Annotated in this window: 19 protein-coding genes; 9 read left to right on the top strand and 10 right to left on the bottom strand. The window is 34.9% G+C overall.

Going from position 1 to position 18,403, the window contains the following annotated elements; genetic code table 11:
* Positions 1-27 precede the first annotated feature (27 nt).
* A complete protein-coding gene (locus IPK14_24830; protein MBK7996476.1) occupies positions 28-267 on the bottom strand; it encodes a DUF465 domain-containing protein in 240 nt (79 codons plus the stop codon).
* Positions 268-393: 126 nt separating this feature from the next.
* A complete protein-coding gene (locus IPK14_24825; GenBank protein MBK7996475.1) occupies positions 394-1,008 on the bottom strand; it encodes a hypothetical protein in 615 nt (204 codons plus the stop codon).
* Positions 1,009-1,277: 269 nt separating this feature from the next.
* Here IPK14_24825 and IPK14_24820 point away from each other — a divergent pair, with 269 nt between their 5' ends.
* A complete protein-coding gene (locus tag IPK14_24820) occupies positions 1,278-1,973 on the top strand; it encodes an N-acetylmuramoyl-L-alanine amidase (GenBank protein ID MBK7996474.1) in 696 nt (231 codons plus the stop codon).
* A 296-nt stretch (positions 1,974-2,269) separates the two neighbouring features.
* Here the strand turns inward: IPK14_24820 and IPK14_24815 are convergent, their stop codons facing one another.
* From IPK14_24815 to sixA, 4 genes are read right to left on the bottom strand one after another with little or no spacing between them, the layout of a single operon-like run.
* Complete coding sequence (locus IPK14_24815) at positions 2,270-3,193, bottom strand: hypothetical protein (protein MBK7996473.1); 924 nt, start codon at positions 3,191-3,193, stop codon at positions 2,270-2,272.
* Positions 3,145-6,156: a hypothetical protein gene (locus IPK14_24810; GenBank protein ID MBK7996472.1), complete on the bottom strand. Its 3,012-nt coding sequence runs from the start codon at positions 6,154-6,156 to the stop codon at positions 3,145-3,147. The genes IPK14_24815 and IPK14_24810 overlap by 49 nt, the downstream gene beginning before the upstream one ends.
* A 43-nt stretch (positions 6,157-6,199) precedes the next feature.
* Entirely contained in the window at positions 6,200-7,018 is an 819-nt protein-coding gene (locus tag IPK14_24805) for a hypothetical protein (GenBank protein MBK7996471.1), read from the bottom strand.
* 5 nt (positions 7,019-7,023) lie between these two features.
* On the bottom strand, positions 7,024-7,533 hold the full coding sequence (gene sixA, locus IPK14_24800; GenBank protein ID MBK7996470.1) for a phosphohistidine phosphatase SixA: 510 nt from the start codon (positions 7,531-7,533) through the stop codon (positions 7,024-7,026).
* A 191-nt stretch (positions 7,534-7,724) separates the two neighbouring features.
* On the opposite strand from sixA, the gene IPK14_24795 reads away from it, so the two are divergent.
* From IPK14_24795 to IPK14_24785, 3 genes are read left to right on the top strand one after another with little or no spacing between them, the layout of a single operon-like run.
* A complete protein-coding gene (locus IPK14_24795; protein MBK7996469.1) occupies positions 7,725-8,816 on the top strand; it encodes a VWA domain-containing protein in 1,092 nt (363 codons plus the stop codon).
* 34 nt (positions 8,817-8,850) lie between these two features.
* Positions 8,851-9,411 carry a hypothetical protein gene (locus IPK14_24790; protein ID MBK7996468.1) on the top strand — a complete coding sequence of 187 codons (561 nt, stop codon included), beginning with the start codon at positions 8,851-8,853 and terminating at the stop codon, positions 9,409-9,411.
* A gap of 16 nt (positions 9,412-9,427) precedes the next feature.
* The gene (locus tag IPK14_24785; protein ID MBK7996467.1) at positions 9,428-9,958 is read left to right on the top strand and encodes a hypothetical protein; all 531 of its coding nucleotides are present in this window, start codon (positions 9,428-9,430) and stop codon (positions 9,956-9,958) included.
* A gap of 79 nt (positions 9,959-10,037) precedes the next feature.
* On the opposite strand, the gene IPK14_24780 is transcribed toward IPK14_24785, so the two are convergent.
* The 3 genes from IPK14_24780 to IPK14_24770 are packed head-to-tail and all read right to left on the bottom strand — an operon-like array spanning position 10,038 to position 12,251.
* A complete protein-coding gene (locus IPK14_24780; GenBank protein MBK7996466.1) occupies positions 10,038-10,193 on the bottom strand; it encodes a hypothetical protein in 156 nt (51 codons plus the stop codon).
* Positions 10,194-10,252: 59 nt separating this feature from the next.
* Positions 10,253-11,428, bottom strand: coding sequence for a VWA domain-containing protein (locus IPK14_24775; GenBank protein MBK7996465.1), 1,176 nt, complete (start codon positions 11,426-11,428; stop codon positions 10,253-10,255).
* Between the two features lie 4 nt (positions 11,429-11,432).
* Positions 11,433-12,251: a VWA domain-containing protein gene (locus tag IPK14_24770; protein MBK7996464.1), complete on the bottom strand. Its 819-nt coding sequence runs from the start codon at positions 12,249-12,251 to the stop codon at positions 11,433-11,435.
* Between the two features lie 178 nt (positions 12,252-12,429).
* On the opposite strand from IPK14_24770, the gene queF reads away from it, so the two are divergent.
* The 3 genes from queF (at position 12,430) to IPK14_24755 (ending at position 15,557) form a co-directional block, all read left to right on the top strand.
* Positions 12,430-12,825, top strand: coding sequence for an NADPH-dependent 7-cyano-7-deazaguanine reductase QueF (gene queF / locus IPK14_24765; protein MBK7996463.1), 396 nt, complete (start codon positions 12,430-12,432; stop codon positions 12,823-12,825).
* Positions 12,826-12,975: 150 nt separating this feature from the next.
* On the top strand, positions 12,976-13,569 hold the full coding sequence (locus tag IPK14_24760) for a superoxide dismutase (GenBank protein MBK7996462.1): 594 nt from the start codon (positions 12,976-12,978) through the stop codon (positions 13,567-13,569).
* A gap of 227 nt (positions 13,570-13,796) precedes the next feature.
* A complete protein-coding gene (locus IPK14_24755; GenBank protein MBK7996461.1) occupies positions 13,797-15,557 on the top strand; it encodes a SpoIIE family protein phosphatase in 1,761 nt (586 codons plus the stop codon).
* 6 nt (positions 15,558-15,563) lie between these two features.
* On the opposite strand, the gene IPK14_24750 is transcribed toward IPK14_24755, so the two are convergent.
* Positions 15,564-16,052, bottom strand: a complete 489-nt coding sequence (locus tag IPK14_24750) for a hypothetical protein (GenBank protein ID MBK7996460.1) — start codon at positions 16,050-16,052, stop codon at positions 15,564-15,566.
* 533 nt (positions 16,053-16,585) lie between these two features.
* Here IPK14_24750 and IPK14_24745 point away from each other — a divergent pair.
* Positions 16,586-17,491 carry a right-handed parallel beta-helix repeat-containing protein gene (locus IPK14_24745; protein ID MBK7996459.1) on the top strand — a complete coding sequence of 302 codons (906 nt, stop codon included), beginning with the start codon at positions 16,586-16,588 and terminating at the stop codon, positions 17,489-17,491.
* 26 nt (positions 17,492-17,517) lie between these two features.
* The gene (locus IPK14_24740; GenBank protein MBK7996458.1) at positions 17,518-18,393 is read left to right on the top strand and encodes a right-handed parallel beta-helix repeat-containing protein; all 876 of its coding nucleotides are present in this window, start codon (positions 17,518-17,520) and stop codon (positions 18,391-18,393) included.
* The last annotated feature ends 10 nt before the right edge of the window (positions 18,394-18,403 follow it).

Genomic DNA, 18,403 nt, shown 5'->3' with positions numbered 1-18,403 from the left:
TGAAAACACTTGTTTTATTAGTTTAGCTTAGTGACTAGCTGCTTTACGTTTATAGTTTTGTAGGATCGATTCCATTCTATCTTTAACCTGGAGTTTTTTCTTTTTTATTGTCGCCAATTCTAAACGTTCTTCTTCACTAGGATATAATAATGCGGCTAATTCGCCTACACGTATTTCATAACTTTGATGTTCTTTTGCTAAGTCTCTAAATTCTTGATTATTAGACATTAATTCCATTTTTAACAAATCACCAGTAGTAGCATTCATAAAGCAAAATCCTCCTTAAAAGATAATAAAACGACCCTTAAAATCAATTTTTAATTTCAGCTTAGTTGCTCTACATACTATTACAAAGACCACACTAAAGCAAGTATCAGCTTATATCATATTAGATTAGCGTCCAGCCAAAAATTTTCTTTGAGTTCTTTTATCTAATGGTGCATAAATGTACATAGTTCTTACTTGATTTTTGGTCATAAATATACTAATTCCTTTAGAAAAATAATCAAATAACAAATCTTTAGATAATGATGTAGTGCTAATGTAGGAGCGGCCCAAAGTAGTTTGCATTTTTTCTCTACCATCACCAAAAAAGAAAGTGCTTGATATACCAAAATTTTTGCATTTCTCTTGGTCATAACCATAAGAAGACAAAATCATATAAACTACTTTTTCATCCTTAAAATAAATAGTATATATAGGGTAGTAAGTGCGATTAGCATAACTAGCGTACTCTACTACATAATCAAATCCCAAGAAAAATACCAATTCATTTTTAGGATTTAGTTTTCTACTTAAAAGAGTTTGTTTTTCTTCTTCAAAAGTGCTTCTTCTAACAGGTTTTTTACCTAAAATACTAAATACTGTTTCTGATGGAGTGCCAATAGTAATTTCTGCTACACCTGAACCAGGAACAATAATATCTTTATAAATTTCTAAATCACTTTGAGCAAATACTTCTATATAACCTAACATTACTAATAAAAAAACTAACACCCATCTTTTCATCAACTTAAAAACATCTCCTTAACTTTTAGACAGTAACTTTTACTATATTAAAATTATTTATAGTTTAATCTCCTAAAAAGATTTTTAGAATTATTAAGATAATAGGGGCTTTTTAGTAAGATAGCAAATATTAGTAGCAGATTGACTAGAAAAAACATTCTTTTAATAATATTATTTACTTATACTTAAGCGGTATAGCTTATGTCTTATAACAAAAATAAGCAATTGATAGATAAACACAAAAATTTAGAAAATCTAGAGGGAAAATTATGGCACAACCAAAAAACTATCAATTTGATTTACCAGCAACAGGTCGACCAAGTAATGTAATACTTCCAGAAGCCTGGTATCCAGGAATCCAGCAATATTGGCAAGCTTCAACATCAAAAAGAATAGTAGATCCAATATTAGGAATAAAAGCTGTAGTAATACATGCAACCGCTGGTAGTAGTTCTCAAGGGGCAATATCTGTGATAAAGGCTAAAAAAGCATCATTTCATTGGCTAATACCAGATGAAGATGAACTCCAGCATGGAAAATTAGTTTGGGCCTGCGCTCCAGAAGCAAGAGCAGCCTGGCATGTAAGAAATGATTGTAGCCATTCAGATGTTAATGATGGAAAAACTAGAGTTAATCACTGGTCATTAGGGATAGAAGTTGTTAATAATCAACAAAATAACGATAAGTTTTCTGATTGGCAAGTTGAAATAACAGCCCAAATAATTAGATATTGCTGGGAAAAATACCCTAACTTAAAACATATAGTTTCACACGCAAAACTAGATCCTACTAGGCGAAGTGATCCAGGTGTTAACTTTCCTTGGGATAAATTTAAGAATTTAGTATTAAATGGAATTACTAGTAGTGACCCAGCTAATATAGGTTTGTTAGCACTTATTAACAATGCTCCAGAAGCTTCATCTATTAGTTTGGATACAAACATAGAAGGATGTTGTGAAGGTTAAAAAAGTAAAGATTTATTTTTTATAAATAATAAATACAATGTAAACAAAGTTTTGTAGTATTCCTAAATCTTAAGTCACGCGCGTGACGAAATAATTGTAGCCTAGGTCGTAAGACCTAAGCTTAGTTATTATACATAATTAGAGTCGCGTAGCGGTGGCATAACAAACATATTAAATTCAACAAATTAATTATGTCGTCACGTTCGTGACTCTATTAATATTTTATTATAATACGTAGGGTTCCAACCCTACGTATTATAGAACCCAAAAGTAATTATTTTAATTAATTATATAGATTAGGTTTTGTTGAACAAATTGCGAAAAGCTCCAAGTGCGCGGCCAAAAATAGAATTTCCACCACTACCACTAGGAGGAGTCACCGTAACTTGTAGCATATCGCTACTACCAGTGCGTTCTTCCTCAAACATATTGCGAACACAAACAGCAAAATGTTGTGGGCTAACTTCGCCTTCTCGGTTAACTGTCATAGATGTTGCAGCTAATGGAACAGTTAATTCGTTCTTACCAGCAAAATCTAGTGAGAATTTCTTTACTTGTCCACCTCCAATTACACGAGAAAGTGCTTCAGGCAAGCAAACCCATAAAACATCCCCTACCTTATAACCCCCTTCTAGTTTAACTTTTAAGTCAAGACCATCCCCAATATTAACTTTTGGTTGGAATTTTCCATCTTTTTCAAGTGTAATTCTAAGTTGTATTCCGTTGCTAAATTGTCCCCAATCTTCTGTTACTACACGAGTGACTTCAATAGGAATTACTCCTTGTAAAGCAGCAATACTAATAATTTTTTCTGTTGTATTTATTGCTTCCTTAGCAGTAGTAGCTTGTCCGTTAACTTCTAGTTTTCCAGTTCCACTAACAATTTTAGCTGCTTGAAGTTCTGACATTAGAGCAATTGCAGCAACAGAATCAACTGTTGAATAAAGCCGTCCATTTTCACCTAAATCTTTTACTACTTTGTTAGCTAAAGCTAAGGCAGCAACATAATCTGCTGTTGTTCCTACTCTAAAAAGCGTTGCTGCTGCATATGCGGCTTCTGCTCTCATTCCTACAGCACCCATTAAATAAGGATCATTACTAGCAGATTGTTGATTATCAGCATATTTTCGAGCAATTCTTAAGGCTTGCTCCTGTGCATTATTACCAAATCTTACTGCTCCATAAGCTTCTTCACAATTATTAGGATTTTTGGAGGCCAATCTAATTTATAAGCCGCAGTTGCATCTTTTGCCATCATTAACCCATTTTCTATAGCTTGGGCTAAACTAGGGCTAGGTCTACCAACATCTTTAAGCAAAGATAAATTCCACAGATAACGAGCAGCCTTTGGCCCGTAATAAGAATGTGGTTCATTAGCATAATCGGGATACATCTTAAAGCCCCTACCTTTAAGCCACATTGATTCTTCCCGTTTTACCCCAGCAATAATAATGCTTTCGGCCTGGTCACGTCGCTTTTTATCATCTCCAGAAAATGTATACATTGCACAAGCCGACAACATTATTGCTGCGGTCTGTTCACAACATGCATGTCCATAATTTGAAGTAGCATCCACTAAGGCTTGAAAAGGTTTGTCTAAACTAGGCATTACCCTTAGTGCAACAATTGTAGGGTCAGATTCTAAATAAAGTTTCTCGCTTTCTCTTAGGAAACAAAGTGTTTTGGCTAAATACTGGAATTTTCCTGGCTCATTAACTCGTTTGACTACATAATCCACCCGGTTAGTTATAGGGTCTTCAAGCATTACTTCATAATCACCTGGTGTAACTAAAAAGCTAACTTCTGCTTGTGCAGCATTTATTAGCTCATTTTGTTCAATTGGATGACCATCATAAATTAGTTGTATAGGTTTTCTATCACAGGTTACTTTTACACGTATTTGACCAGATTTTGACCCTAAATGAACTCGTCCAATAGCTGTATCGGCTTTATAAACAAAAAGTGGGACATCTAGCACAGCAAAAACTTCTTTTTCTGCTCTAAAACGTGTTTCAACTCTAGCCCAATCTAGTCCAGAAATAGCAAAAGCTTCTACAACATAATCAGCAAAAGCATCTCCTAGCTTAACATTTACGCTAGCAATACCACCTTTAACATCTACTAGGCCAGCAAATAAAACTTCTGGATCTTCTACAATAGTTGGTTTTGTGTTGTTATCGGCCTCATTTGATTCTTCTTTTTTGGATGTTCTTTTTTTAAGGCTTCCTTTTCCACCGCTTTCTTCAGATTCTAAAAATACATCGTCAAGCATACTACTTACGGCATCTAACATAGCAAAACCTCCGGCTGGTGCTGAAGCTGGCCTTGGCATAGGGATTGATTCCATCATCATAGGTACTGGAGGTGGTAAAGCACCTGTTATAGAAGCACTTCTAGCAACTGAAGGCATAGCTGGCATGTAAGAAGATTTATAGTAAGTAGGTGGTTCAGGTGGGCTAAGGAATTGACGGAGTTTTGTTTGTGGGTTGCCAAACATTAAATCTTTAGAGCTTTTTTCTACTAAATCCTTAATTTGTCCTGCTAGGCGGCTAGTTGGAGTGTCACTACTTAAAAGCCTTGCATCTTTAACAATTAAATAAAGAGCCGAGGTTTTATCTTCGCCTAAATTAATTTCAATGTTGATTTCGCTACCAGGTCGGCAAGTTTCAGGAAGTTTAATTTCTGGCTTTAAGCTGGTAGGGCTAACTAAAGCTCCCCAACCTTCCCAGGGCTTACCTTCAACATAAGCACCTATAGCTAAAATAGCTGTTGGTGCTGGAACATCCATTTCTATAACTTCTCCTGCTCTTAAAACAGGAAAGTTTAATTGTTGCCGTCCGCCTGTTTTTAGCATTTCATAGCCAGAAAGCCCTCGTAAACTAGCTAGATCATCATCATTCATCATATGGTTAAAATCATTCCAACCATCTTCAATTGCTGTTCTAAGTGCCATTAAAGCTTGTTTTTGATTTCCTTCACGAGCATAACAGCAAGCTAAATAATAGGCATAATTAGGATGTGGGTTTGTTAAAGTAGCACGTTTTTCTTCAAACATTATCCTAGCTTGAGAAAATTTGTGTTCTGCAAAAAGTTTTTCACCAAAACGATAAATTTCATCTGTTGTTGCTGGATGTGCTGCGGTTGAAGGATTTACAGCCCCATTACGTGCAGAAGGAAATGTATGATCTACAATTACTACACAAGCTGATTCTACTGTAGTATTAGCAATTAAACGAGCGCGATTTGTGTCAACTTTTTCCAAGCGAAAAGGTGATGTGACTTGAGTTCCTTCTTCTAGGAAAATTCCTCGCACCTCCCGACTATTTTCATTAGGAAGCAAAGTTCCTCTTACGGTTGTGCCTAGGTAAGAAAATGGGGTTTGCTTGCGTTCAGATTCACGACTACCAACTATTGGGACGGTAGCAGTACGAGCAGGATCATTAACTAGCTGAATATTAATAGAATGTGGCCCTTGACCGCTTAAATTAAACGTGGTTTCTACTATACCATCTACTGAGTCAGCTTTATTGCTAGCAAGTCGTTGGTTACGATCCATTAAATCTAGTTTTACAGGGCCACTTAAAGCGACTCCAAAAGCCTCTAACCGTATTTTGACAGTAAGTTTTTCTCCAACTAGACGACGATCTACTAAACTTGCAACTAATGAAGCTAGCCGATATTCAGCAACAGTAAAAGCGCAAGTAGGATCTTTATCTGTAAAATCCTTAAATTTTACCTCATAGCTACCACTTAGTAAGTCTCTGAGTATTAAAGTTGCTGCACCACCGCTATTAAAATGCACTGTATGTTTAGAAAGTTCTGCTCCATTAGCATAAAGAATTACTACCACATCTGTATCTGGGCTAAGAGGGTCTAAAATCAGTAAATTAACAGGATCTTTTTTTTCTCGATAAAGAGCTTTATCACTAGTAATATTAGCAAGCTTAAGTTTTGGTATTGTTATAGGTTGAATAGAAACAGAAGGAAGAACAACTGTGTCAGGCCCCATTAAAGAAAGCACTTGGGAGCGAATTACAGATTCACCAAAAAAGCGTTTTACCCAAACAAGGCTTGGTTGGTCAAAAACTTCTCGTCCAACAAAAGCAAAAGCTTTTCCTAACACAATTTGATCAGCAATTTGATTTGCTAAAGTCCAATCTTGCGTAATTACTTGATGTGACATAAGTTTTCGCTCCTTTAATTTTAGAGGTTATTTAGAGGGTTATTTATTTTACAGACTTAGCATTAGCTGGTTTAACAAATAATTTTTCTAGGATTGGGACATTAAAATCTCTAGTTTCATAATTAATACGTAAGATTTGTTTTCCATTTTCAAAAAGGTCTACAACATAGGGGGCTGTAATACCATTAAATTCTAGGTAGCGTAAAAACCGATTTTCAGCCTTTACCCTTACCCCTTCAAAATTCTCTTTAGGAAAACGCAAGGCTAAAGGAAGTTTAGTTTGTGGGTCAAAAAATACTTCTGCTTCCTCATTATCAGAATAACTTAAGCGTACGCCTTCGCCATATTGACGGGGCCAAAGTTCTTGACGAGATAAATAACTAATTTTGACATTTTCACTTTTCCAACCACCACGCAAAATTTTATCTATTTGATAGCGCAAGGTGTTGGCAAAACGTTGTTGTTGTGCTTGGGTTTGGTCGCGTAGAAGTTCAGAATCAGAGTCATAAATCCAGTTATGTTTAGCAGAATTACTTTGGATAAAAAGCCGACCTTGATTCTTAAATTCTACTCGTTCTTTATCTGGTAAAAGAATGTAGTCTACAAAAGATTGTGTTCCAAGTTTATCTGGTTCGGTTTCTGTGCTTTCAGGATTTTCAGTATTAGTAAGACGATATGGAGTAACAAAACCTTGCGCTCGTTCGCTTTTAATCGACAAGTAAGCTTGTCCTCCCAATGCAGTTATTGCATTTTGAATTAAAGCTATAGCTTTATCTTGGGATTCATTTTGTGCTTTAACAGAAAAAGTTGTTAGCACAAAGCAAAATAAGATTATAAAAAAAACAATCTTTCTAAAAGTCATTAAACTTACTCCTGCCCAGCCAACTGACGCAGTTGTTTTGGGGTAAGTAACCAATGTAAGAGTCCTGTACCTTTTGGGTCTTCTCGCTCAATTTCTACACAAGCAATTCCGCCTTTTTTTAATGGAACATTGCGAACTTCTCCATTAGAAGTTAGATAAGAAACTAAATCTCCTAAATGTGGTTGATGCCCAACAACCATTACTCGACTACTCCAATACTCATTAAGATCAATAAATATATCATCTAAAGGTCTATCAGGGGTTAAATGCTCTGTTTCTACAACTTTATCTGCAATCTTAAACCCATAAATTTTACAAACAATTTCTGCTGTTTGACGCGCACGTAAATAAGGGCTAGTTAAAATGGTATCTATTCTTGGTAATATTCTGGTTAGCCCAGTAGCGTTTTGGCGCATTTTCGCAATTCCATAAGCACTTAACGGCCTAGTATCGTCTGACTCTTCCCAGCCTGATCTTTCTACTGCAATAGCATGTCTTAGAATATAAAGTTCCATCTCCCGAAAAACTCCTAAATTAAAAGTGGGAATTAAATTGATAATGTTTCAAAATATGTCATTAAAAGTTATGCTTTGCAACGTGAAAAATCCTCTTTGGAGAAAACAAACTTTTTTAGCTAAAAATGTTTCTAAGATGTAACACTCCAAGAATTTTCTTAATTTCTCAGTTTGTTGAAAATAAAAGATTTATGACTAGAAAAATTATCAATACCAAAATAGCCCTATTTTACTTCTTATTTGTTTTTTGCTTAATAGTTATTCCTAGCCAAGCACAAGAACCAACAATTAGCATTGATGCTACAGTGGTAAATGTGCCAGTTGTGGTTAGTGATAGCCAGGGACGTTATATAACAGGCTTAAAACAAGAAGATTTCCTACTTTATGATAACCAAGTACAACAACAAATCGCCTTTTTTGATGCAGCAGAAGAACCTCTTAACGTTGCTTTGCTTTTAGACACTAGCCAAAGCACTAGAGAAGTTTTAGAAGATATTAAAGAAGCAGCCTTTGATTTTCTGCTCCAATTAAGGTCAAAAGATCGTGCTATGGTTATTACTTTTGATGATCGAGTACGTTTTCTTACTCCCCTTACTAGTGATCAAAGCGTGTTAGAAAGAGCAATTTATCAAGCTAGAATAGGTGATCGCATTGGTACAAGGTTAAATGATGCAGTAATTGAAGCTAGTCAAGAGCTAAAAAAAGCTGTTGGACGTAAAGCTATCATTTTGTTAACAGATGGAAAAGATTATGGAAGTGATATTGACACGGATGAATTATTAGATAAGGTAATGGAGTCTAACTCATTAATTTATACAATTTTTTATCCAACAGGTAGAAACTTTAGTTCGCCAATTAATAAACCTCCTTGGCGAGAAAATCCATTTCCAAAAAGTCCTAGAATGGAACCTTTTCCCCGTTTTCCTCGCTTTCCTCGTGTTAGCAGGCTAGTGCCGCAAGCAGGTCGTAGAGTTGACCAAAATAGAGGTCAGCGGAGAAACGAAAGAATACAACGAAGAAATCAAACGGCAATAGATTTTCTTACTGAGCTAGCAGAAGTAACTGCTGGACGTTTTTATAAAAGTGAAGTGACAGACTTAAAAAAGACGTTTCGTTTAATTGCTGAAGAACTACGTAACCAGTATATTTTGGGCTTTTACCCTGATAATTCTGACTTTACAGACACACCACACAGCATTAAAGTTCAAGTTAGCCGTAAAGATGTAGTAGTTCGTTCACGTCGTAACTATCGGCTATTACCTCCAAATAGTAATAACGATTGAAAATTTTTAAAATTTTTAAGGAGCGTCTTCAATTATGAGTGAAGATCTTGAACAAGTTTTTGTATCTTTGGTCAAAGAAAGTTGGAAACAATATAACGAAAGTATTTATAACGCCCGTGTAGACGATATTTTGGTTGGTGCTGTAATTCATTCTAATGTTGAGCTTGGATATTCTTTAATAGACCTTAGTTCTGATGGAGTTTATCATTACTTACGTTTTGAACACTTAGCAAGCAGACAACGTGTAATTTTTGAATTAAGAAACCTAAGTGAAGATTTAATTACTGCAAGAGTCTTAGGACGACGTGCTAGAGTAGTAATTGGCTATGGTTGTCCTGTTCAAAATTTTGGCACACTTTGGCAAACCTTAAAAGCAGAGTTCAAAAGCGGTTTTGTTGATGCAGCAGAGCCAGGTGTTATTACTTGTGATGCTGATGTTTCTTCAGGCTATATCTATGCTCAAGTACCTTTACTATTTGAACTTGATAAATATATTGGTAATAACTACCAAATAAATTACCAACTACTTCAACACCATATCAATGCTACGGTACATTCTCTAGCAAAATACTTACAAGGTAGACTACAAGCCTAAAGGAGAGGGGAAAAATATGTTTTCTTTTTTAGCTAAGTTTCAACATAAACAAGAGATGCGAGAAAGTAAGGACGAAATCCTAATAGGCGAAATAGTCCGAGCAATGACCCGTTCAGGAAATGTTGCTATAAAATTTTCTGCTGATAGTGGTTGGCAAGCTGTTGTTTTTAAGCCACTTAATGACAATGTGCTAAATTCAATTGTAGTAATTTTAGACCGTAAAACCGGAGATAGCGCAATCCAACAAGCTATTTTTGGTAGTAAAGCTACAATTACACTTCAATGTGAAACAAAAAATTACCTAGTTGATCCAGATGATTTAATTCAAATGTACAAAACTGACCTTAAAAATATTTTTAAAATTCCGATGTTGGGAGAAGTCAAGCTAGATCATCAACTTAACTCAATTCTTGCTACCAAAAAGTTAATTATTGACATAGATAATTACATCCTTAAAGGTGAGCAAAGCGTGTCAAATCTTGCTAGTTTGTTAACTACAAATATTCAAGAAATACGTAATAAGCTTGCTCCCTACAAAAAAGCATAGGTATTTGTAATTATATTTCAAAAATAAAAGTTCTGAAAATCTTAATCTTTGTGATTTTCAGAACTTTTATTTTTATTGCTTACTCAATTGTGAAATCTTGTTCTTGAGAAACTTGTTTTTTACCCTTAGCATCATTAATAGTAATTTTTAGTTGATATTGTCCTGAAGGAAAACCTCCTAGAGGTAAACTTCCACCATAGGCAATACGTCCGCTTTTGTCGAGTTTTTCAACCACATCTATTTGAGGGCTAGTAAATAAAGCTTTATCACCTTGCAGAATTTGAACTTGTGCTGTTAGTTCAGGAATTTTTTACTAGCTTTATTATCAAAGACATAGCATAAAAATCCAATAGATGATTTTTCTGAAAATATATTCAAAGCTTGCCCACTACCGCTAATATTCGTAGCAACATCTTTAGCATTATCATTTGAATGTAATAGCAAAATATTACTTAAAGCTAATTTAGATTTTTCTAAGTCTGGCACTTCTACCCAGGTTGTAGCACTGCCAAGTTTATTGCTAATAGGATCACGTAGGGCAAAGCGAATATTATAAAAACCTGGTTTTAATGTCAAAGTTCGACTAAAGAAAAACCAAGCTTTTCCTATTTGTTTATAGCGGGCTTCTGTAAGATTTAAATCTAAAACGCTTTCTGATGAGTGTGCAATTTTACCGTTTTCTGCAACTACAACTAACAAAGTATTTAGCTTATTTTGGTAGTTATTATTAACTTTATTGAAGTCAATATTGTTAAGATTAACAGCTAAAGAAACTGCGCTATTATCTTTGCTATTATCAATATAGCCTAAAAAATCAGCTTTTAGTTTTAAGTTAACATCTTTAACAGGCAAAATTGATGTCATAGCTTGAAATAAGTTACTGTTAATATTTGAGTTAGTGTTTTCTACATTTTCTTGGCTGCTATCTTTATTGTTATCAACTTTATTATTTTTTGCTGCCTTTTCTTTTGCGTTTTTTTCTTTTTTTGCTAACTCTTTTAGATCAATTTTTTCACCACCACTAAAGTAGCCTTTTCGAGTTTTTATAGTTAAATCTTTTCGGGATTTTATCTTAATTTGGAATTTTTTAAACTTGCCATCTTTTTCAACTGATGTTGGATAATAAGCTAGTAAATAATAGCTAGAACTTTCATCAACAATACGTTTTAGTCCTCCAGACAAGTCATTAGTATTAATAATGCTAACTCCTCCTGTATCAGCAGCTAAAGTATTTAACCCAATTAAACTAGCAAATTGTTCACGCCCAGATAGACTTATTCCAACTCCTGTAAGATCAAAAGAAGACTTTTCAGCCCCAAAAGGATTATTAGGGCCAAAACCTAATCCATCACTACCTAAAGAGTAAATTACAACGCCTGCACGAGTAGCAGAATCAACAATTCGTTGCATTTGTTGGTAATGATCAGCTTCTCTAGGCTCAAGTAAAAAACCATCTGAGACTAAAATCATTGTTTTACGACCCTGGTACACTTTTAAGAGCAAGAATACTGTTACGAACTGTTTGCAAAGTAGCAGTAGTTTGAAGATTTAGCGCGTCAACTATTTGGCGGGATGTAGTTTGTATATCTCTTTCAACTGTAGTTCTTGGAATAGGAACTCCAACATTTTCAAGATATCTCATAACAGCTAAATCTAAAGATTCAATCTCACCTTCTAAAATTTTTTGTGCTTGAAATTCTGTTAGGTTAGCTAAGTTATTTGGTGGAACTGTTGGACGAACTTGAGATCTAAGTCTTTCAACTGCTCTACGCATTACTCTTGGATCATCGGTTAGTTGCTGTAAAAATCCAAGTCCTCCACCAGTGCTAATAACTGCAACTTTATCTCCAACTTGAAATTGGGTATTAATTAAATTGAGAAGTTGTTTTCTTACATTAACTATATTGTTAAAACTAATATGTAGGTCATCAACCAAGATAATAAAATTGCGGCCAGACTGTTCAATAAGTGGAACATCTATAGGAATATTTTTATTATTATTTACTGGAGTTTTAATAGTAGATTTTGCTTCTACTTTAGGGCGTACTATGGAAAAAAACGAAATATCTTGCAGTTTATCATCTTCTAATAGCTGAAAATCTTCTTTTGTTAAATTATTGACTATATTGCCTTTTTTGTCTGTCACCACTACATCAAGTTGTATTAGTTCTGTGTCAATACGTATAGCTTCACCATCATCTTGATTATTTTGATTAGAATTTTCTTGAGCAAAAACTGAGGCACTAAAGAGAAAAAGCAGAATTATAGATAAAAACAAATGCTTTCGTAACATAACTAGTTTATCCCTTTCATTGTTGTTCTTGGAAATATTAATTAGCTTAAATATTCCTAAAACTTATTTATTTTTTATTCACGTAAGTTTGTTTTGCTAGTCAGGCTAAGAAAAAATACTTTTACAGGTTATAATAGCCTAAATTTGATGACGTTAGATTATTTAGAGGAGAGAATGGATGTCCACCGGATATACAGAAAAAGAAGCAAAAGCCGGATTAGATGTAGCACTTCCTAGCATTGAATGTTGGCCTAATCAATTTCAAGATTATGAAATCGAGATTGAAATCCCTGAATTTACTTCTATTTGCCCTAAAACAGGACTACCTGATTTTGGAACTATCACAATTCGCTATCAACCTAATGAATTTTGCGTAGAATTAAAATCCTTAAAGCAATATTTCTTAGAATATCGAAACATTGGCATTTTCTATGAAAATGTTATTAATCGGGTGTTAAATGATTTTGTAGCAGCTTGTCAGCCGGTTTGGGCTGAGGTAATAGGCGAATTTACCCCACGCGGTGGTATTCGTTCCAGAGCCAAAGTACGCTATCCAAAAGTGGAAAAGAGTTAGATTTATTTCTATATTCTTAACTACACAAAGTTTATCTTAAAGTGTGCTAACTATGGTTGTTTGATCAAAAATTTTCGGCTAGTATGGCCTTTTCCTAGATAGCAATAACTTACTAATTTATCAAATAAATAAAAATCTGGAGGATAATTTATGTCTGGAAATCAGCCCTACCAGGAGCAGAAATACGACCTTTCTAATCTTAATGGTATTTCCGATAAACAATTAGAAATTCACTTTGGGCTATACGCTGGCTATGTGAAAAATACTAATTTACTAAATGAACAAATCGGTGATTTGCTAAAAAATGGTAAAGGTGGCACACCTGAATATGCAGAACTTAAACGCCGCTTAGGTTTTGAATATAATGGTATGCGCTTACATGAATATTACTTCGGTAATATGACTAAAAGTCCACAAGATTTAGCAAGCGATTCAAAGCTACATACTCAAATCAACAATGTTTTTGGCAGTTATGACAACTGGAAAACAGATTTTGTAAAAGTTGGAACAATGCGCGGTGTAGGCTGGGCAATGCTTTATCAAGACCCAACCAATGGAAATCTTTCTAATCACTGGATTACATTACATGAAGATGGACATCCAGCCGGATTTACTCCACTACTTGTAATGGATGTCTGGGAACATGCTTTTATGGTAGATTACAAACCTGCTGAACGCGCCAAATATATAGAAGCTTTCTTTTCTAATATTTGCTGGAATAGTGTAGAAAAAAGAATGAGCTAAAATAGACCTGCCCTAAAGAGCAGGTCTATTATCAAAAACCCTTCTAGGGCTTAAGAACAAAAATTTTCAACTTTTTATACTACATAGTGGTGTTTGATAATAGCCAAGTCCTTTAGGGCTTGGCTATTTGGTTTGGTTAAAACTAGCAGTAAAAAATAGGTACTACTTAAAAAAAAATTTTTGTTATACTTGCGCTTCTGACATTTCTGGAGGAACTACCAAAATCCATGCATTATTTAATTATTTATTCACCGGGCCTACCACCTCGTACTGTTTGGCTTACCCAAAATAAACAAACCATTGGACGCTCAAGCCGTGCAGATATAAATATTAATGACTCTTTTGCTTCTCGTATTCATGCAGTTTTAGAACTGCGTGGAGATAATTACTGGCTTACAGATCTTGGTAGTCAAAATGGTACATATTACAATGAAACTCGTGTTTCAAGAGAGCTTTGTTTAACACCAACAGATCGAATTAGAATCGGTGAGACCGAACTACATTACTATAGGGAAACTGCTGAAGGTGCAGGAACAAAAACTAGCGTTATTTTCCATAATAACCAATCGGGTCAAAGCCCTGAAGTTACTTTAGGCCCTGAGCCTGGGACACGTATGTCACGGGTGCTTGTGCCTTCCTCTACCCAACTTTTATCAGACAAGCAATTACAAAGAAAAGTAGCAAAAGATTTTGTTGATAATGCACAACAAAGAGATCTTTTAGCACTAGTAACAAAAGTAGGGTTAATGCTTTCTGATTGGTCATTAGATCAATTGTTAGAAAACATTTTAGATATAGTTTTTGAAAATATTCAGGCTGACCGAGGATTTTTATTACTTGTAGAAAAAAGCGGTGATTTAACCTGTAAAGTTGCCCGTTATCGAGTTCCACCATCTACTGGAGAAACGCCTGAAGTAGCTATTAGTCGTCATATTTCTGATTTAGTTTTACAACAAAAGTCGGTTTTAACTTCAGATGCACAACAGGATGCAAGATTTGCTGGCGCACAATCAATAGTTTTATCTGGTATGCGTTCCTGTATGGCTGTTCCATTAGCACTACATGAACAAGTTTTAGGAATGATTTATGTAGATAATCCTTATGAAAAACGTTTTAGTGAAGATGATCTACGTGTATTAACTACTATTGCATCTGTAGCAGCAATTAAAGTTGAGCAAGCACGTTTTCTAAAAGAGCATTTAGAAAAACAACGAATTGAGCAAGAATTAGAAGTAGCAGTAACAATTCAAAAGCGTATTTTGCCGCAAGAGCCTCCTGCTATGGAGGGTTTAGAAGTAATAGGTGTTAATATTCCTTGTCATACAGTAGGAGGGGATTACTATGATTTTGTTATATCTTCTCCAGAAAATATTGGTTTTTGTATTGCTGATGTGTCTGGCAAAGGAATCCCAGCAGCATTGCTTGTATCTACTTTACAAGCAACTTTTCGTGCAACCATAGAACAGCCTGATCTATTAGAAGCAATTTCACGAATTAACAAAGTAATTTGTCGTAGTACACCTTCTTATAACTATATTACTTTCTTTTATGGGTTATTAAATAAACATTCAAAAGGTTTTACCTCAATCAATGCTGGTCATAACGCTCCGCTAGTAATTAGGCGAGGTGGAAAAGTATTAAAGCTTGAAAAAGGTGGTTTTTGTTTAGGGATGTTTGAAAAAGCTCAATATGAAGTAGAAGAAATATTTTTAGAAGATGGTGATTTGGTTTGTCTTTATACTGATGGTGTAACAGAAGCAAATAATGTTGAGCAAGAAGAATTTGGTGAGGCACGGCTTATTACTTTTTTACAAGAAAACCGAACTTTAGCATTAGATGAGCTTTCCAAACAGCTTTACCGACAAATAGAAAATTTTGTAGGAGATGAGCCACAACACGACGATTTAACTTATATATTATTTAGGCTAGAAAGCGATTTATCCGACGGGGAAACAATAATTTTTGACATTCCAGATGATGAAGATTAAAGGTTACTAGTTTTTTTCCGTTTTTAAGCTAAATGTGCCATTAGGGTTACGTCGGTTTAAGTGCAGCAAAATAGTTATCCCTAATGGCAGCACCAAAAAGCTATAAATTAGACCTATTATTCTTATGGGTGTTTCAGCCTCTTGAGGAAGCCAATTAAAAATCAATATTAGACTTATACAAAACAAACTAATTAAGAATCCAGATAGCCCAACCACTACACCTAAACGCTTATTACAGCGATAAGAAGTCCAAGCAACTACAAGCCCAACAGCACTTAACATTGGCCCGCTTAATAAAATAGTACGTATTTCTACAAAACTTCCTATTAATGCACCAATAATTACTATAATTTGAATTACTGTCATTAGTTCAATATTACCATTAGCAAGGATTCTATTAGGTCGATTATTTTGGTTTGTCTGGCTTGATTGATAGGCTTTAGTGCTAACATCTTTAATAATACTACAACGGCGACAAAAAATTATTTTCACCATCAAAAAGATCTGATTGATGGCAAATCTCACATCTAAGAGCATATTTTTCTTGTCGAATTTTTATTTTAACCATAAATAACCATCTCTTTTTAACTCAATATTAGTAGAAGGTAAACAAAGTAATATAGTAAATTTTTGAATCTTAAGCCCTAATAAAGCGATAGATATATAGCCTAAGTTTCTTAAAATCCATAGAAGATCCTAAGATATTCTTAGATAAAAATTTTAACTAACTATTAAATTAAAGAGTTAGTTAGAACAAGCAAAGGGCGAAAAAATGAAAATTCTCGCCGCTAATACTTCCCATAACTTCTTTTAATCGCTATAATTGTGTCGGCTATTCCTTTTATATCTAATTTCATTATACAGAAACTATCAATTAACATAACTTAACTTTTTATTTTGCCTAAAATACTGTCTGTTTCTGTATTGCCATTAAATGTGTTAGCTTAGTGGAAATTGTAAATATTTACTTAAACCACTGAAATTATAACGACCAGAAATTATGTTAAAACCTTGAAGGAGATCACTCAATGGAGAAATTTAATATTCGCAAAGTTACTTTTTTAAGATTGGTAACTTTTGCTTTGATTATTGCTGGCCTAATTCTTAGTACAAACTTTGTTAAAGAGGATGTCTCTGCTAATCATCCTGTATTAGTAGAAGGCGAAAGAGATTTTGACGGTGATGGCAGACTTGGTGCTGATGAAGATGGCGATAATGCTACAGATAGAGTCTATGGAACTATAACAGCAGGATTACTAGCTGCTAATGGTGCTACTAATGCTAATGGACAAGTAATTGTTGTTACTAATGGCCGTTTCCCAGAATTAATTCGTATTCCTAATACAGATGCAGGCCAAATGACTGTAAATGGTGTAACTATTGTTGAAGCCGCACCTGGCATTATGGCTGATATTGATGCTGTTTTAGCTGGTAATGCTAATAATGGTGTGCGTCAAGCTGCGGTTGGCGTTCTTATCAATACAGATCTAACTGATAGAGCTATTATTTTACGTAACCTCAATATTCGTAACTACTTAGAAGGAATCCAAGTTTTAGGAGCTTCCAGAGTATTAATAGATAACTGTCGTTTAGATAGCAACCTTAACTTTGGTATTCGTGCTATGGGAACCTCCAGAGTCAGTATAACCAAAACTACTGTTCAAGCTTCTGGTATGAGATTTAATCCTATGATGGGAACACCAGGCCCAGGTACAGGTGTCCGCTTTGAAGAACAAGCTAGAGGAACTATTGTTGATAGTACAATTTCTGGCAATACCGCTACTGGATTAAGCAATGGCTCTACTCAATCTGTTGTACTATCAAGAACTACTGTTTTTGATAATGGCACCAATGTTTCTGGTACTTCAGCTTCTTCTTTTGTTAAGTTGTCTGATGAAATGACACCAGAAGTAGAAAATGATTCATTAAGATAAGTCTTAAACAAAGAAGGAGAATAAAAATGAATAGAATTACTCGATTTATTGTGTTAGCTTCGCTAATTTTAGCATTTGGTTTTGTTGCTACTTCCTGGAATACCACTGATGTAGCAGCTAACCACCCACTATTAGTAGAAGGTGAAAGAGATTTTGATGGTGATGGTTTACTTGGTGTTGATGAAGATTTAGATAATGCTTCTGACCAAGTATTTGGAACTATTAATGCTTCATTAGGTATGGCTAATGCTGGTGCTAACCAAAATGGTGTTGCTGTAGTTGTTACCTCTGGCCGTTTCTTAGAAACTGTTCGTATCACTGGTGCTAATGGTAATGTAACTTTAGAAGCTGCTCCCGGTGTAAGTGCTATGGTTGAAGCTGTTCGTGCTGGTAATGCTGGTAATGGTGATCGTCAAATGCGCCCTGGTATTATTGTTGATGCTCCAGCAACTAGAATTGTCACTATTCGCAATATGATTAGCCGTAACTGGACTGATGGTATTCAAATTAATGGCTCTTCTAGAGTAGTGATTGATAATTGTCGTGTAGAAAATAATACTAACTTTGGTATCCATGTAACTGGATCATCTAAAGTTACTATTAGCAATTCTACAGTAGCTTCTTCCGGTTTCCGTTCTGGTGCTGCCCCTGCCAACAATATGCCTAACCCAGGTATTGGTATTGGTTTTGAAGGTAGTTCAACCGGTACAGTAGCATTTACTACAGTTAGCGGTAGTGTAGCGGCTGGTGTTTCTAACACCTCTTCTGCTGGAAGAAAAGCTGTAGGAATTTTATCTGTCAATGCTTTTGATAACAATCCAAACTTTAATGGTATCAAACCAGCTAAAGGAACTATTCCTGCTGTTGCTGCTCCAAGCCAAGATGATCCAGATAATCAATAATAGTTAATAT

Source organism: Blastocatellia bacterium, assembly GCA_016713405.1.
Taxonomy (GTDB): Bacteria; Acidobacteriota; Blastocatellia; order Chloracidobacteriales; family JADJPF01; genus JADJPF01.
Note: the sequence above shows the minus strand (reverse complement) of the source record. Positions and strands in the feature narration are given on the sequence as shown.

Excerpts from the sequence above, each read along its gene's own strand:
- IPK14_24830 (MBK7996476.1), bottom strand. The coding sequence starts at position 267 with ATGAATGCTACTACTGGTGATTTGTTAAAAATGGAATTAATGTCTAAT.
- IPK14_24825 (MBK7996475.1), bottom strand. The coding sequence starts at position 1,008 with ATGAAAAGATGGGTGTTAGTTTTTTTATTAGTAATGTTAGGTTATATA.
- IPK14_24820 (MBK7996474.1), top strand. The coding sequence starts at position 1,278 with ATGGCACAACCAAAAAACTATCAATTTGATTTACCAGCAACAGGTCGA.
- IPK14_24810 (MBK7996472.1), bottom strand. The coding sequence starts at position 6,156 with ATGTCACATCAAGTAATTACGCAAGATTGGACTTTAGCAAATCAAATT.
- IPK14_24805 (MBK7996471.1), bottom strand. The coding sequence starts at position 7,018 with ATGACTTTTAGAAAGATTGTTTTTTTTATAATCTTATTTTGCTTTGTG.
- sixA (MBK7996470.1), bottom strand. The coding sequence starts at position 7,533 with ATGGAACTTTATATTCTAAGACATGCTATTGCAGTAGAAAGATCAGGC.
- IPK14_24795 (MBK7996469.1), top strand. The coding sequence starts at position 7,725 with ATGACTAGAAAAATTATCAATACCAAAATAGCCCTATTTTACTTCTTA.
- IPK14_24790 (MBK7996468.1), top strand. The coding sequence starts at position 8,851 with ATGAGTGAAGATCTTGAACAAGTTTTTGTATCTTTGGTCAAAGAAAGT.
- IPK14_24785 (MBK7996467.1), top strand. The coding sequence starts at position 9,428 with ATGTTTTCTTTTTTAGCTAAGTTTCAACATAAACAAGAGATGCGAGAA.
- IPK14_24775 (MBK7996465.1), bottom strand. The coding sequence starts at position 11,428 with ATGATTTTAGTCTCAGATGGTTTTTTACTTGAGCCTAGAGAAGCTGAT.
- IPK14_24770 (MBK7996464.1), bottom strand. The coding sequence starts at position 12,251 with ATGTTACGAAAGCATTTGTTTTTATCTATAATTCTGCTTTTTCTCTTT.
- queF (MBK7996463.1), top strand. The coding sequence starts at position 12,430 with ATGTCCACCGGATATACAGAAAAAGAAGCAAAAGCCGGATTAGATGTA.
- IPK14_24760 (MBK7996462.1), top strand. The coding sequence starts at position 12,976 with ATGTCTGGAAATCAGCCCTACCAGGAGCAGAAATACGACCTTTCTAAT.
- IPK14_24755 (MBK7996461.1), top strand. The coding sequence starts at position 13,797 with ATGCATTATTTAATTATTTATTCACCGGGCCTACCACCTCGTACTGTT.
- IPK14_24750 (MBK7996460.1), bottom strand. The coding sequence starts at position 16,052 with ATGGTGAAAATAATTTTTTGTCGCCGTTGTAGTATTATTAAAGATGTT.
- IPK14_24745 (MBK7996459.1), top strand. The coding sequence starts at position 16,586 with ATGGAGAAATTTAATATTCGCAAAGTTACTTTTTTAAGATTGGTAACT.
- IPK14_24740 (MBK7996458.1), top strand. The coding sequence starts at position 17,518 with ATGAATAGAATTACTCGATTTATTGTGTTAGCTTCGCTAATTTTAGCA.